Annotated in this window: 11 protein-coding genes; 5 read left to right on the forward strand and 6 right to left on the reverse strand. The window is 75.0% G+C overall.

The annotated features are described in order from the left end of the window. Positions 1-50: 50 nt before the first annotated feature. Positions 51-797: a GntR family transcriptional regulator gene (locus SXIN_RS25815; protein ID WP_019708943.1), complete on the reverse strand. Its 747-nt coding sequence runs from the start codon at positions 795-797 to the stop codon at positions 51-53. A 271-nt stretch (positions 798-1,068) separates the two neighbouring features. Then, positions 1,069-2,415, reverse strand: coding sequence for a homogentisate 1,2-dioxygenase (gene hmgA / locus SXIN_RS25820; RefSeq protein ID WP_019708942.1), 1,347 nt, complete (start codon positions 2,413-2,415; stop codon positions 1,069-1,071). Between the two features lie 254 nt (positions 2,416-2,669). Between hmgA and SXIN_RS25825 the strand changes: the two genes are divergently transcribed. From SXIN_RS25825 to SXIN_RS25835, 3 genes are all read left to right on the forward strand, one after another. Then, positions 2,670-4,895 carry a molybdopterin oxidoreductase family protein gene (locus tag SXIN_RS25825; RefSeq protein ID WP_019708941.1) on the forward strand — a complete coding sequence of 742 codons (2,226 nt, stop codon included), beginning with the start codon at positions 2,670-2,672 and terminating at the stop codon, positions 4,893-4,895. Positions 4,896-5,117: 222 nt separating this feature from the next. Further along, positions 5,118-6,536: an aldehyde dehydrogenase family protein gene (locus SXIN_RS25830; RefSeq protein WP_019708940.1), complete on the forward strand. Its 1,419-nt coding sequence runs from the start codon at positions 5,118-5,120 to the stop codon at positions 6,534-6,536. A gap of 125 nt (positions 6,537-6,661) precedes the next feature. Continuing rightward, a complete protein-coding gene (locus tag SXIN_RS25835; protein WP_019708939.1) occupies positions 6,662-7,741 on the forward strand; it encodes a Zn-dependent alcohol dehydrogenase in 1,080 nt (359 codons plus the stop codon). Positions 7,742-7,777: 36 nt separating this feature from the next. Here SXIN_RS25835 and SXIN_RS25840 read toward each other — a convergent pair whose 3' ends face one another. Continuing rightward, positions 7,778-8,524: a VIT1/CCC1 transporter family protein gene (locus SXIN_RS25840; RefSeq protein ID WP_095758200.1), complete on the reverse strand. Its 747-nt coding sequence runs from the start codon at positions 8,522-8,524 to the stop codon at positions 7,778-7,780. A gap of 195 nt (positions 8,525-8,719) precedes the next feature. On the opposite strand from SXIN_RS25840, the gene SXIN_RS25845 reads away from it, so the two are divergent. Continuing rightward, on the forward strand, positions 8,720-8,998 hold the full coding sequence (locus SXIN_RS25845; protein ID WP_019706584.1) for a metal-sensitive transcriptional regulator: 279 nt from the start codon (positions 8,720-8,722) through the stop codon (positions 8,996-8,998). Positions 8,999-9,067: 69 nt separating this feature from the next. On the opposite strand, the gene SXIN_RS25850 is transcribed toward SXIN_RS25845, so the two are convergent. From SXIN_RS25850 to SXIN_RS25860, 3 genes are all read right to left on the reverse strand, one after another. Further along, positions 9,068-10,486, reverse strand: a complete 1,419-nt coding sequence (locus tag SXIN_RS25850) for an MBL fold metallo-hydrolase (RefSeq protein ID WP_095757612.1) — start codon at positions 10,484-10,486, stop codon at positions 9,068-9,070. An 85-nt stretch (positions 10,487-10,571) separates the two neighbouring features. Then, positions 10,572-12,650: a SpoIIE family protein phosphatase gene (locus tag SXIN_RS25855; protein WP_238153864.1), complete on the reverse strand. Its 2,079-nt coding sequence runs from the start codon at positions 12,648-12,650 to the stop codon at positions 10,572-10,574. A gap of 299 nt (positions 12,651-12,949) precedes the next feature. Then, entirely contained in the window at positions 12,950-13,630 is a 681-nt protein-coding gene (locus tag SXIN_RS25860; protein WP_095758201.1) for a TetR/AcrR family transcriptional regulator, read from the reverse strand. Between the two features lie 64 nt (positions 13,631-13,694). Here SXIN_RS25860 and SXIN_RS25865 point away from each other — a divergent pair, with 64 nt between their 5' ends. Beyond that, on the forward strand, positions 13,695-14,843 hold the full coding sequence (locus SXIN_RS25865; protein WP_019708934.1) for an acyl-CoA dehydrogenase family protein: 1,149 nt from the start codon (positions 13,695-13,697) through the stop codon (positions 14,841-14,843). Positions 14,844-14,917: the final 74 nt, after the last annotated feature.

A 14,917-nucleotide genomic window follows, 5' to 3' on the forward strand; every position in this document is an offset into this window, starting at 1 on the left:
TCCGGTCCGCGGGCCGCGCGGCTCGGCCCGGCAGGCGCAACGCCGTCCGCTCAGGCGTCCACCGTCACGGTGAAGGAGAACCGGTCGCCCCGGTAGCGGATCCGCGCCACGTCCACCGCGCGGCCGGTCTCGTCATAGACCACACCGGTGTAGTACAGGATCGGGCTGAGCAGCGGTACGTCCAGCAGCTCCGCCGTCGCGGGGTCCGCGAGCCGGGCCTCGACGGTGTCCGTGATCCGGCTGATCCGCACGCCCGCCACGTCGCGGAGCACCTTCGTCATCGGCTGCCGCGCGAGATCCGCCGGGTCGATGCGCTCCGCGATCTCCGGACGCACCGCGTTCTCCGCCCAGTTGACGGGCTCGCCGGTCTTCTCGTCGCGGCGCAGCCGGCGGAACTCGACGACCTCCTCCAGATCCGGGAAGTGCTCCGCCACCTCGGCCGGTACGGGTACGGGGCCGTGGCCGAGCACCGTGGCGGTCTCGCCGGACTGCTGGGCGACGATGCTGTCCACCGAGCCGAGCAGCTGTACAGGGGCACCGCGCCGGGCGGCGGGCTCGATGAAGGTGCCCCGCCGGCGGTGCCGGCTGATCAGCCCCTCGTTCTCCAGTTCCTTCAGCGCCTGCCGCATGGTGAGCACGCTGACGCCGTAGTGCTCGGCGAGCCGGTCCTCCGGCGGGAGCCGCAGCGGCTCGGCGGGATGGCGGCCCAGTATCGAGGCGCGCAGCGACTGCGAGACCTGGTACCACAGGGGCAGCTTGCGGTTCAGGACCAGTGAGTCGGGCGAGAAGACGGTCACGGCTGCGGCTCCGGCGGTGGTCTGCGGTCCCGCCCGGCGGCGGGGCCGCGGTGGGGAGGAGGGCGGGGGCTGTGGCGGGGACGTGAGGACGTGCGGCGGTCCGGGACGGGAGGAGATTACGGTGCCCGGCGCCGCCGGGGATACCGCGGGGCGGGCGCCGCCGTGCGGGTGGGCCGCGGTGCGGCGGCCGGAGGAGCCCCGCGCCACGGGCCCGCCCGGGCCCGCCCCGGCCCGTCCGGCACCGCAGGTCGTCCCGGGCCGGCCGTCCGTCTCACCGTCCGAAGTGCCGCTCCATCCCGTCCCACACCCGGTCGTAGCCGCTCTGCAGATGCCCGGCGCCGAGCGCCTGCGCGGTCGCCGTCACCGGCCAGCGGGTCTCGAACATGAAGGCGAGACCGTCGTCCACCTTCTGCGGCGTCAGCTCGGCCGCGCTCGCCTTCTCGAAGGTCTCGCGGTCGGGTCCGTGCGCGGACATCATGTTGTGCAGTGAGCCGCCGCCGGGCACGAAGCCGCCCGGCCCGGAGGTCTTGGCGTCGTAGGCGCCCTCGATCAGCCCCATGTACTCGCTCATCACGTTGCGGTGGAAGTACGGCGGCCGGAAGGTGTCCTCGCCGACCAGCCAGCGCGGCGCGAAGACCACGAAGTCGATGCCCGCCAGACCCGGGGTGTCGGACGGGGAGGTCAGCACGGTGAAGATCGACGGGTCGGGGTGGTCGTAGCTGATGCTGCCCAGGACGTTGAAGCGGCGCAGGTCGTAGACGTAGGGCGCCAGGGTGCCGTGCCAGGCGACGACGTCGAGCGGCGAGTGGCCGTACACCGCGGCCCAGAGGTTGCCGCAGAACTTGTTGACGACCTCCACCGGCTCCTCGCGGTCCTCGAACGCCGCGGCGGGCGCCAGGAAGTCGCGCGGGTTGGCGAGCCCGTTGGCGCCGATGGGGCCCAGTTCGGGGAGGGTGAACGGGCGTCCGTAGTTCTCGCAGACGTAGCCGCGCGCGGTGCCGGCGGTGAGCTCCACCCGGAAGCGGACGCCGCGCGGGATCAGCGCCACCTGCCCGGGTTCGGCCCGCAGCCGGCCGAACTCGGTGTGCAGCAGCAGACCGCCGCGTTCGGGGACGATCAGCAGTTCGCCGTCGGAGTCGGAGAACACCCGGTCCGTCATGGAGGCGTTGGCGGCGTAGAGGTGGACGGCCATGCCGGCGCGCTGCCGGATGTCGCCGTTGCCGCCGAGCGTCCACAGGCCGGCGACGAAGTCGGTGCCCGGGGCCGGGTCGGGGAGCGGGCCCCAGCGCAGCCGGTTGGGGTCGGGCTCGGTCTCGGTGAACGGGGCGCCGCGCAGCGCGCCGTTGTCCGTCCGGGCGAAGGGCGGGTGGGCCGCCGAGGGGCGGATGCGGTACAGCCAGGAGCGGCGGTTGTCGTGGCGCGGCTCGGTGAAGGCGCTGCCGCTCAGCTGCTCGGCGTAGAGCCCGAGCGGGGCGCGCTGCGGGGAGTTGCGGCCCACGGGCAGCGCGCCGGGCACCGCCTCCGAGCTGTGCTCGTTGCCGAACCCGGAGGAGTACGCCGGTGCCGCCGGCTCCGGGTCCGGGCCCCCGGCCCGTGCTTCCGTGTGCGTCGCGCTCATGACCGCTCCCGTCGTCCCGCTGTCCGGTTCCCGTGATTCCTGTGCTGAACCATAGGAATGGTGGCGTGGGCGCGTCAATGACCCGCCGGACCCGGGCCCGGGAGCGGCTCCGGAAAGCCCGATGCGGCAAGACGGGTGCCATCGTGCGTACCGGTCGGTATGGTCGGCGGTGCTCCCGCAACCGCGCCCCGGATCCCGTGCGGCGCGCCCGATCCCGGCACCGCCGGCCGCCCCATCCCCGACGGAGGGAACCGATGAGCCGCACCGCTCCGCGTATCTGCCCGCTCTGCGAGGCCACCTGCGGCCTCGTCCTCACTCTCGACGGCGACCGGGTCACCGCCGCCCGCGGCGACCGCGACGACGTGTTCAGCGCCGGCTTCGTCTGTCCCAAGGGCGCGGCCTTCGGCGGCCTCGACAACGACCCGGACCGCCTCGCCGGCCCCCTCGTGCGCCGCGGGGGGAGCCTGGCGGAGACCGGCTGGGACGAGGCATTCGACGAGGCCGCCGCCCTGCTGCGGCCGGTGATCGACACCCACGGCCCGGACGCCGTGGCCGTCGTCCTCGGCAACCCCAACGTCCACACCATGGCGGGCGGGCTCTACCCGCCGCTGCTGATCGGGGCGCTCCGCACCCGCAACGTCTACACCGCCAGCACCGTCGACCAGATGCCCAAGCACGTCTCCAGCGGGCTGATGTTCGGCGACGCCGCGGCCATCCCCGTCCCGGACCTCGACCACACCGCCCATCTGCTGCTGATCGGCGCCAACCCCCTGGAGTCCAACGGGAGCCTGTGCACCGCCCCGGACTTCCCCGGCCGGCTCAAGGCGCTGCGGCGGCGCGGCGGCACCCTCACCGTCGTCGACCCGCGCCGCACCCGCACCGCCGCGCTCGCCGACCGCCATCTGGCGCCCCGGCCCGGAACGGACGCGGCGCTGCTCGCCGCCCTGGTCCAAGTGCTCTTCGCCGAAGGGCTCACCGACCTCGGCCGGCTCGCGGAGCACGTCGAGGGCGTGGACGAGGTCCGCGCGCTCACCGAGGAGTTCACCCCGGAGGCGGTCGCCGCCCACTGCGATCTGCCCGCCGAGGAGATCCGGGCCACCGCCCGCGAACTGGCCGCCGCGCCCACCGCGGCCGTCTACGCCCGGGTCGGCGGCTCCACCGTCGAGTTCGGCACCCTGACCAACTGGCTGGCCGATGTGCTGAACGCGCTGACCGGCAACCTCGACCGGCCCGGCGGCGCGATGTTCCCGCTCTCCGCCACGGCCCGCGCCCCCCGCCCCGCCCGCCCCGGCAAGGGCTTCGCCCTCGGCCGCTGGCGCAGCCGCGTCTCCGGGCACCCGGAGGCCAAGGGAGAGCTGCCGCTCGCCGCCCTCGCCGAGGAGATCGAGACCCCGGGGGAGGGGCGGGTCCGCGCCGTCGTCCTGGTCGGGGCCAACCCGGTGCTCTCGGCACCGGACGGGGAGCGCCTGGACCGGGCGCTGGCCGGCGCCGACTGCGTCATATCCGTCGACCCGTACCTCAACGAGACCTCCCGGCACGCGCACGTCGTGCTGCCGCCGCCCCCGCCCTCCCGGTCCCCGCACTACGACTTCGCCTTCAACGCGCTGGCCGTGCGCAACCAGGTCCGCTACACCCGGGAGGCGCTGCCCCCGGCACCCGGGCGGCCGGACGAGTCCACGATCCTCGCCCGGCTCGTGCTCATCGCCGCGGGTCTGCACGGCGCGGACCCGGCCGAGGTGGACCGCACGGCCATCGGGGGCGCGCTCGCCAAGGCCGTCGCCGATCCGCACGGGCCGGTGCACGGCCGCGAACCGGCGGAGCTGGAGGCGGAGCTCACCGGGCGCACCGGGCCCGAACGCCGGCTGGACCTGATGCTGCGCCTCGGCCCGTACGGCGATGGCTTCGGCGCCCGCCCGGACGGCCTCTCCCTGGCCACGCTCCTCGAACACCCGCACGGCATCGACCTCGGGCCGCTGCGGCCCCGCGTCCCCGGGCTGCTGCGCACCCGCAGCGGCCGGATCGAGCTCTGCCCGGAACCCGTCGCGGCCGACATGCCGCGGCTGCGCCGCTCCCTGGACACGGCCTCCGGCGAGCTGCTGCTCGTCGGCCGCCGCCACCTCCGCTCGAACAACAGCTGGATGCACAACGTGCCCGCCCTGACCGGCGGCAGCAACCGCTGCACCCTTCAGATCCACCCCGCGGACGCCGAACGGCTGGGCCTGGCCGACGGGGCCCCGGCCCGGGTCAAGGGCGAGGGCGGTGAGCTGGAGGTCCCGGTCGAGGTGACCGACGCGGTGCGCACCGGGGTGGTCAGCATCCCGCACGGCTGGGGCCACGACCGCCCGGGCACCCGGCTCTCGGTGGCCTCGGCGGCGCCCGGCGTGAACGTCAACCAGCTCCTGGACGGCAGCCGCCTCGACCCGCTCTCCGGGACCGCGGTGCTCAACGGTTTCCCGGTGCGGGTGGAGGCGGCGCGCTGAGCCGGCGTGCCCGGGCCGCGTCCGTCCGGGCACGCCGGTGCCGGCCGGTGGACGGGACCGTCCGGGGCCGGGGCGGGGCTGTTCCCGGGCGGCCGTTCCGGGGAGGCTGTCCCGGGGGACGTGAGCCGTGGCACGTCCGCCCGTTCTGGCGCCGGAAAACTAACAGCGCTAGTTTGGTTCCCCGGATCACATACCGAGCAGTCTGTCCTGGAGGGTAAGGCGATGAAGGCCCACGACGGGATGTACATCGACGGCGACTGGCGGCCCGCCGCCGGGCAGGACACGATCGCCGTGGTCAACCCGGCCGACGAGTCGGTCATCGGCACCGTCCCGGCCGGTACGGCGGAGGACGTGGACGCGGCCGTACGGGCCGCCCGCGCGGCCCTCCCCGGCTGGGCCGCCACCCCGCCCGCCGAGCGCGCCGCGCATCTCAAGGCGCTGCACGCCGCGCTCGACGCGCGCCGGGACGAGATCGCGGAGACCGTCACCGCCGAACTCGGCTCCCCGCTGAAGTTCTCCCAGGCCGTGCACGCCGCGGTGCCGGTCGCGGTCGCGGCGAGCTACGCGGAACTCGCCGCCACCCACCCCTTCGAGGAGAAGGTGGGCAACTCCACCGTCCTCTCGGAGCCGGTCGGCGTCGTCGGCGCGATCACGCCGTGGAACTACCCGCTGCACCAGATCGTCGCCAAGGCGGCCCCCGCGTTCGCCGCCGGCTGCACGGTCGTCCTCAAGCCCGCCGAGGACACCCCGCTCGTGGCCCGGCTCTTCGCGGAGATCGTGCACGAGGCGGGGCTGCCCGCCGGCGTGTTCAACCTCGTCACCGGCCTCGGCCCGGTCGCCGGGCAGGCGCTGGCCGAACACCCCGGGGTCGACATGGTGTCCTTCACCGGCTCCACCGGTGTCGGCAAGCAGATCGCCGCCACGGCGGCCGCGGCGGTGAAGCCGGCCGCCCTGGAGCTCGGCGGCAAGTCCGCGAACGTCATCCTGCCGGACGCCGACCTGGCCCGCGCCGTCAACGTCGGCGTCGCCAACGTCTTCGCCAACTCCGGCCAGACGTGCAGCGCGTGGACCCGGATGCTGGTGGACGCCGCCCGCTACGAGGAGGCCGTCGCCCTGGCCGCCGCGGCCGCCGCCAAGTACGTCCCCGGCGACCCGCTGGACCCCGCCAGCCGCCTCGGCCCCGTCGTCAGCGCCAAGCAGCGCGACCGTGTCACCGGCTACATCGAGCGCGGCGTCGAGGAGGGCGCCCGCCTGGTCGCGGGCGGCCCCGGGGCCCCCGAGGGCCGGGAGACCGGCTACTACATCCGGCCCACCGTCTTCGCCGACGTCACCCCGGAGATGACCATCGCGCAGGAGGAGATCTTCGGCCCCGTGCTGTCGATCCTGAAGTACGGGGACGAGGAGGAGGCCGTGACGATCGCCAACGGCACCGTCTACGGCCTCGCCGGAGCCGTCTGGTCCGCCGACGCCGAGCGGGCGGCGGCGTTCGCCCGCCGTCTGGAGACCGGCCAGGTCGACATCAACGGCGGCCGCTTCAACCCGCTCGCCCCGTTCGGCGGCTACAAGCAGTCGGGCGTGGGCCGGGAACTGGGCAGCCACGGGCTGGCCGAGTACCTGCAGACCAAGTCGCTCCAGTTCTGACGCGGCGCGGCGCCGTCCGCACCGCCCGCCCCCGTGCGGGGCGGGCGGGGGACGGGAAGCCCGGAGACCGAGAAGCCGAGAACACCGAGAAGCCGAGAACACCGAGAAGAGCGAGAAGAGCCGCCATGACCCGCGCCGTCGTGCTGCCCGCCGTCAACGCACCGCTGGAGATCACGGAGATCGAACTGCCCGACCCCGGACCCGGCCGGGTGCGGATCAGGATCGCCGCGGCCGGGGTCTGCCACTCCGATCTGTCCCTCTCCAACGGCACCCTGCGCCAGCCCGTCCCCGCCGTCCTCGGCCACGAGGGCGCGGGCACCGTCACCGCCGTCGGCGAGGGGGTCACCGCCGTCGCCCCCGGCGATGCGGTGGTCGTCAACTGGGCCCCGTCCTGCGGAAGTTGCCACTACTGCGGCCTCGGCGAGCCCTGGCTCTGCGCCAACGCCCTGGCCGGCGCCGCGGTGCCGTACGCCCGGCGGACGGACGGCACCCCGCTCCACCCCGGGCTCAACAGCGCCGTCTTCGCCGAGGAGACCGTCGTCTCCGAACGCTGCGTGCTGCCGCTGCCCGAGGGCGTCCCGCTGGCGGACGCGGCCCTCCTCGGCTGTGCCGTGCTCACCGGCTACGGAGCCGTCCACCACGCGGCGCGGGTGCGGGCGGGGGAGTCGGTCGCCGTGTTCGGCGTCGGCGGCGTCGGGCTCTCGGTGATCCAGGCGGCCAGGATCGCCGGCGCCGGGCAGATCATCGCCGTGGACGTCTCGCCGGAGAAGGAGGAGCTGGCCCGGAAGGCCGGAGCCACCGACTACCTGGTCGCCGCCGACGACACGGCCAAGCGGATACGGAAGCTCACCGGCGGGCACGGCTCGGACGTCGCCGTCGAGTGCGTCGGCCGGGCGCAGACGATCCGCACCGCCTGGTCCTCGACCCGGCGCGGCGGCCGCACCACGGTCGTCGGCATCGGCCGCAAGGACGACCAGGTGTCCTTCTCCGCCCTGGAGATCTTCCACTTCGGCCGCACCCTCTCGGGCTGCGTCTACGGCAACTGCGACCCGGCCCGGGACCTGCCGGTGCTGGCGGGCCTCATCCGCGAGGGCAGCCTCGACCTCAGCGGCATGGTCACCGACCGCATCGGCCTCGACGGGGTGCCGGCGGCGTTCGAGGCCATGCTGGCCGGCCGGGGCGGCCGGGCGCTGGTGGTGTTCTAGGGTCCGTCCGGCCGCGCCGGCACCGGCACCGCGGCCTCACCCCGCCGCGGTGCCCATCAGCACCCCGATGGCGTGGGTGACGGTCATCGCCGTGAAACCGCCGGTGACGTTGCGCAGCACCGCGATCCGCCGCGGTGCCCGGCCCAGCGCCGCGCTGGACCAGCCGGTCGCGGCCAGGGCGAGCAGCACCGTGCCGACCGTGACCCACAGCCGGACGGCGGCCGGCGGCAGCACGATCGCCATGAGCGGCAGCAGCGCGCCCACCGAGAAGGCGGCGAGGCTGGCCCAGGCGGCGTGCCAGGGGTTGGTGAGCTGCTCCGGGTCCAGGCCCAGCTCCGCCTCGGCGTGGGCGGCGAAGGCGTCGTGCCGGGTGAGCTCCTCGGCGACCTCGCGGGCGAGCCCGGGGGAGAGGCCCTTCGCCTCGTAGAGGCGGGCGAGTTCGGCGAGTTCGGCGTCCGGCGTCTCGGCCAGCTCCCGGCGCTCCTCGGCCAGGGTGGCGCGCTCGGAGTCGCGCTGGGTGCTCACGGAGACGTACTCCCCGACGGCCATCGACAGGGAGCCCGCGAAGAGCCCGGCGAGACCCGCCACGAGCAGGGTGTCCGCCGAGTCGGTGGCCCCCGCGACGCCGACCACGAGACCGGCCGTGGAGACGACGCCGTCGTTGGCGCCCAGCACGGCGGCGCGCAGCCAGTTGAGCCGAACCCCGAGGCCGGCGGCCCGGTGCGGCTCGTGGTGCCGCGGCTCGTCCGCGTCCGGGGGGCGCCCGCCGAGTGGTTCGCTCATGGCACGCAGTATCGGAGCGCCGCCACGGCAGGGCGGCCGGGACGCGCCGGGCCCGCCCCGTCCCGGCCGGCGGATGAGGACCGCGCCCCGCTCCGGCGGCCGGTGCCGGTTCCGGCGCGACGGGCTCCGGCCGTTCGGGTGCGGAGCGCGGCCCATGGCGTAGAATACCCAAGGGGGTATCGAAAGGAGCAAACCGTGGAGCTGGAGATGGCAGCGGAGGACCTGAAGTCGGTGCTGAACCGGCTGCGGCGGGCCCAGGGCCAGCTGTCCGGGATCATCCGGATGCTGGAGGACGGCCGGGACTGCGAGGACGTCATCACGCAGCTCTCCGCCGTGTCCAAGGCGCTGGACCGGGCCGGGTTCGCGATCATCGCGACCGGACTGCAGAGCTGCATGGCCGACGGTGACGTCGACGCGGCGGACCGCGATGCCATGAAGCTCCGCCTGGAGAAGCTCTTCCTCTCCCTGGCCTGACGTTCCGGCCCCGGGCGGGGCCCGGCGGCCGGACCCGCGTCAGGCCGCCGTCAGCCCTCTTCCGGAGGGTCAGCCCTCTTCCGGGCGGACGACGCGCAGGCCGGCCTTTCCGGCGGCGTCGAAGGCGTCGTCCACCACGACCGTCTCGCGGCCGGCCGCGTCCAGCATCGAGGCGGCGATCGTCGCGCGCATCCCGCTCGCGCAGTGCACCCACACCCGGCCCGGCGGCACCTCGCCGATCCGGCCGTGCAGTTCATGGATCGGGATGTGGACCGAGCCCTCGACATGGCCGGCGGCGCGTTCGGAGTCCCGGCGGACGTCCAGGACCACCACCCCGTCGCAGGCGGCCGGACCGGCCGTGCCACCCGCTCCGGTTCCGCGCGCCCTTCCCGCCTCCTCCGCCAGGCCCGCGAAGGTGCCCCGGCCGGAGGACCGCAGCCGCTCGCCGTCCCGGACCCAGCGGCGGGGGTCGCCGGCGGCCGCGGCGGCCGGCCGGTCGATCCCGACCCGGACCAGCTCCCGCTGCGCGTCCGCCAGCTGCTCCGGGCTCTCGGCCAGCAGGGTGACCGGCTTGCCCCAGGGGATCAGCCACGCCAGATAGGTGGCGAGCTGCCCGTCCGCCTCGAAGTTGTACGAGCCCGCCACGTGCCCCTCGGCGAACGCCGTACGGCTGCGCAGGTCCACCACCCACTCGCCGGCCGCAAGCCGCCGCGCGATCTCCCCGGCGTCCGCGGCCGCGGCGGGGGAGAGGTCCACCGGGGGCGGCCCGCCGGCGTTGACCGGCCCGATGTGCGCGTAGTAGGCGGGGATGTCGTCCAGCCCGGCCAGGAGGTCCGCCACGAACGCGTCCACGTCCTTGAGGAGGACGTCGTTGCTCTTCCGCTCGGCGCCGACGGTGGTGCTGTCCTGCTCCGTCTGCGGGGAGGAGGAGCAGAAGCTGCCGAAGCCGTGGGTGGGGAGCACCGGCACCTCGTCCGCGAGTTCCCGCGCCAGCCGCCGCGCCGAGGCGTGCTGGGCGCGCGCCAGCTCCTCGGTCAGCCGCGGCTCCACCAGATCCGGCCGCCCGACGCTGCCGATGAGCAGTGAGCCGCCGGTGAAGGCGGCAACCTCGCGGCCGTCCTCGGTCAGCAGGTACGCGAAGTGGTGCGGGGTGTGGCCGGGGGTCGCGAGGGCGCGCAGCGCCAGGCCCTCGTCCACCGGCAGGGTGTCGCCGTCGTGGGCGGGCGTGTGCGCGAACGGTACGCGCGCGGCGGCGGGCACCACATAACGGGCGCCGGTGATCCGCGCCAGCTCCGGCCCGCCGCTCACGTAGTCGTTGTGCACATGGGTCTCCACCACGGCGCCGATCCGCACGCCGCGCCGCGCCGCCGCGGCCACGACCCGGTCGATGTCGCGCGGGGGATCGACCACGACGGCGGTCCGGGGCCCGCCGGCCAGATAGCCGCGGTTGCCCAGCCCCTCGGTCTCCACGATGTCCACGAAGTACACGGGATGCCTCCTTTGCGGGTCCGCCCGCACGCGTACCCGGCGGCAGGCGTTCCAGCCGCCGGCGGGGCCGGCGCCCCGGCACCGCTCAGCAGGGCCGCAGCAGCAGCAGCGCGACGTCGTCGGCGCGCTGGCCCCCGTCTTCGGCCGGCCGGACCAGGGCGTCCGCGATGTCGTCCAGCCGTTCGAGGTCCGCCAGCGCGGAGACGCGGTCGGCCAGGGCGGAGACCGACAGCCCGATGTCCTCCCCGGGCCGCTCGACGAGACCGTCGGTGTACAGCACGAGCAGGCTGCCGGCCGGTACGGCGACCTCGGCGACCTCGTACCGGGCCCCGGAGTCGATGCCCAGCAGCAGCCCCGGCGGCACCTGCAGGACCCGGGTGCCGTGCCCCGGGATGTGCAGCAGCGGCGGCGGATGCCCGGCGCTCGCCAGCAGGGCCCGGTGCCGGGACAGGTCGAGATGGGCGTACAGGCAGCTGGTGAAGAGGCCCGGGTCCAGGTCGGTGACCAGCCGGTTGGCGCGGGTCAGCACCTCGTCGGGCGGTGCCCCGACGCTGGCGTGGGCGTGGACGGCGGTCCGCACCTGCCCCATCAGCGCGGCGGCCGTGACGTTGTGGCCCTGGACGTCCCCGATGAACGCGCCGGCGGTGACGGGGTCGAGGCGGATGAGGTCGTAGAAGTCGCCGCCGACGTCCATACCGCGGGTGGCGGAGGCATAGCGGGCCGCGATGTCCAGGCGGCCGGCCATCGGGGGCAGGCTCTGCGGCAGCAGGCTCCGCTGGAGGCTCTGGGCGAGCCGGTGCTTGGCCTCGTACAGCTGCGCGCGGTCGAGGGCCTGGGCGAGCAGGCCGCTCACCGAGGTGAGCGCGGCCCTCTCCTCCGGGGGGAAGGGATGCGTGTTCTCGTAGCCCAGGACGCAGGTGCCGACCGGGCGGCCGGAGGCGATCAGCGGCAGAAAGGCCCAGGCGTGCATGATCTGATCCGGCGGAGGGCTCGCGGGGAAGAGGCGCACCCGCTCCTCCGGTGAGGCGAGGAAGACGGGCGTGCCCTGGGCGAGAGCCCGTGCCACGGGAGCGTGCCCGGAGACCGGGGTCCCGTCGAAGAGGTTCAGCGTCGCGTCGGGGAAGCCGCGGTGGCCCGCCTGGTGCATACGGCCGCCCTCGGCGATCAGGAGGGCGAATCCGGAGGCCCCGAAAGCGGGCATCAGATGGTCCGCCGCCAGCTCCATGACCTGCCGCGCCCCGGTGGCCTTGGTCAGCGCGCCCGCCAGGTGCATCAGCTGGTAGATGGAGCCCACGCGGGTGGGCTCGCCGGGGCGGGAGCCCGGCTTCCCGGGCTGCTCCGGGTGCTCCTCCACGTGGGCGGGGGAGATCAGCACGCTGATCCCCGTCGCGTCGGGGTACAGCTGGAAGGTCAGCCACTGGTCCGGGGGGCGCAGTGCGGTGAAGGACGTGGCCTGCCGGCTGATGACGGCGGCACGGTAGCGGTCCTCGTACACGGGGTCGTCGAGCCAGGGCAGGACCTCCCACGGCAGTGCCCCCATCAGTTCCTCCACGCCGTGGTCCAGGAGCTCGGCCGCCCGGCGGCTGATGTAGGTGATGCGCGCGTCGAGCCCGAGGGCGCAGCACCCCTCGGGAAGGCGTTCGAGGAAACCGGCCACGGCCAGGGGGGCGGAGCGGCCGCCGGGCGCGGGCGCGCCGCCGGGCCCGGGCAGGACGCGGGTCGCGGCCAGGGGGCGCAGCGGATTCCCTTCCTCGGCCGCCCGGTGCAGCACCCCGGCCATCTCGGCGGCGAGTTCCTCGATCCGCTCCCGTTCCTCGTCGGGCAGGTGCTCGTCGTGCCCGGCGGGCCAGAAGAGCAGGACGGTTCCGTAGCAGGCGCCGGCGGCGAGCAGGGGGGCGGCTGCCAGCCGGAAGTCGTACGGCAGGATCAGCGCCGACTGCGGGTAGCGGCGGGACAGCTCGCCCGTACCGCTGATCCAGACGAAGCGCCGTTCACGGATGGCGTCGCCCCCCGGGGTGGGGGCGCTCAGCGGAACCCGGGCCCACGGGGCGATGAAGTCCAGCTGCACGCCGATCAGCATGTCCAGACGCAGCGCGTCCTCACCGGGCAGCGGCAGGTACAGGGCGGCGCCGTAGGCGTCGGTGTCCACGACGGCACCGGTCACCAGCTCTTCCAGCCGGCGTCGTTCCGGGCTGGACCGGACGGCCGACGGCCGCGGGGGTGATGGTCGCTGTGCCGGCACGTCCTGGCTCCCGTCTCACCCGCGGGGCGCGGCGGTGTCCTCCGGCGTCCGCGGCGAGGCCCGGCGGGCGGAGGACGGGACGGCGGCAGGTCCGGAATGCCGGGAATCGCTCATATCCGGATCGTACGCCGGGGCGGGGGAGGCGGCATGTGTACGGCGGGAGACGGGGGCGGGGGCGGGAGCCCGGGGGACGGGGCGGCGGTGTGGAGCGGTGGTGCCCGTCAGCCGGCCGCCTGCGGCCCGCCCGCCCCGGCGCCCGCGGGCCGGCCGGCGGCCAGTTCCTCGTACTGCAGAGCGAGCCCGTCGACCAGGGCCCGCAGTCCGGTCTCGAACGCGCCCTCGTCGACCTGCTGCTGGTGCTCGGCGAGCCGGTGGGCCTGCTGGAGGTGCGGGTAGTCCGCCGGGTCGTAGGCGGTGGCGTCGCCGACGAAGCCGCGGGCGAAGGATCCGAGGGCCGAGCCGGCGACGAAGTAGCGCATCAGGGCGCCGATCCGGGTGGCGTGGGCGGGCGGCCAGCCGGCCTCGACCATGGCGCCGAAGACCGCGTCGGCCATCCTCAGGCCCGCCGGGCGTCGCCCCGGGCCCTGGGCGAGGAACGGGACGATGTTGGGGTGGGCGGCCAGCGCCGCGCGGTAGGAGCGGCCCCAGCGCAGCAGCGCCGTGCGCCAGTCCTCGCCGCCGCCGAACATCGACAGGTCCACCTGGGCGACGACGGTGTCCGCCACCGCGTCCAGGATCTCGTCCTTGACCGCGAAGTGGTTGTAGAGCGACGGGCCGCTCACCCCCAGCTCCGCCGCGAGCCGGCGGGTGGAGAGTGCCGCCAGCCCGTCCTCGTCGATCAGCGCGAGCGCGGCTGTGACGATGCGCTCTCTGCTCAGCAGGGGCTTGCGGGGGCGGGCCATGCGCCACATAGTAGAGACGGCTAAAACTAGCAGCGTTAGTTAAATCGTCTTGAGGAGTGCGGCCGTGGATCTGGAACTCTCCGAGGAGCAGGCGGCCGTACGGCAGCTCGCCCGGGACTTCGTCGAGCGGGAGATCGCCCCGCACGCCGCCGCCTGGGACCGCGCCGAGCGGGTGGACCCCTCCGTGCCGGAGAAGCTCGGGCGGCTGGGCTTCCTCGGGCTCACCATCCCGGAGGAGTACGGCGGCTCCGGCGGTGACCACCTCGCCTACGTCCTGGTCACCGAGGAACTGGGGCGCGGCGACTCCGCGGTGCGCGGCATCCTCTCCGTCTCCCTCGGCCTCGTCGCCAAGTCCATCGCCGCCTGGGGCAGCGAGGAGCAGAAGCGCGCGTGGCTGCCGCGGCTGTGCTCCGGCGAGGCGCTGGGCTGCTTCGGCCTCACCGAGCCCGGCACCGGCTCGGACGCCGCGGCGCTCACCACCCGGGCGGTGCGCGAGGGGGACGGCTATGTGATCGACGGCTCCAAGATGTTCATCACCAACGGGACCGTGGCCGATGTGGTCCTGCTCTTCGCCCGCACCGGCGGCCCCGGCCACCGGGGCGTCAGCGCCTTCCTCGTCCCCGCGGACACCCCCGGCCTGGAGCGCCGGGAGATCCACGGGAAGCTCGGGCTGCGCGGCCAGGCCACGGCCGAGCTGACGCTCACCGGCGTGCGGGTACCGGCCTCGGCCCTGCTCGGCCCGGAGGGCAAGGGTTTCTCCGTCGCCATGTCCGCGCTGGCCAAGGGCCGGATGTCGGTGGCCGCCGGCTGCGTGGGCATCGCCCAGGCGGCCCTCGACGCCGCCGTGCGGTACGCGGGCGAGCGCGAGCAGTTCGGCAGGCCGATCGCGCACCACCAGCTCGTGCAGGAGCTGATCTCCGACATCGCCGTGGACGTCGACGCCGCCCGCCTGCTGACCTGGCGGGTCGCCGACCTGATCGAACGCGGACTGCCGTTCGCCACCGAGTCCTCGGTCGCCAAGCTCTACGCGAGCGAGGCCGCGGTGCGGTGCGCCAACAACGCCCTCCAGGTCTTCGGCGGCTACGGCTACATCGACGAGTACCCGGTGGGCAAGCTGGTCCGGGACGCGCGGGTGATGACCCTCTACGAGGGCACCAGCCAGATCCACAAGCTGCTGATCGGCCGCTCCCTCACCGGGGTCGCCGCCTTCTGACCGGGCGCGGGCCGGCGGTCCCCCGGCCCGCGTCCGCCCGGCGCCCGGTCTCCTAAGCGCTTGCTCAGTACCCT

This window comes from Streptomyces xinghaiensis S187, from assembly GCF_000220705.2.
Lineage (GTDB): Bacteria > Actinomycetota > Actinomycetes > Streptomycetales > Streptomycetaceae > Streptomyces > Streptomyces xinghaiensis.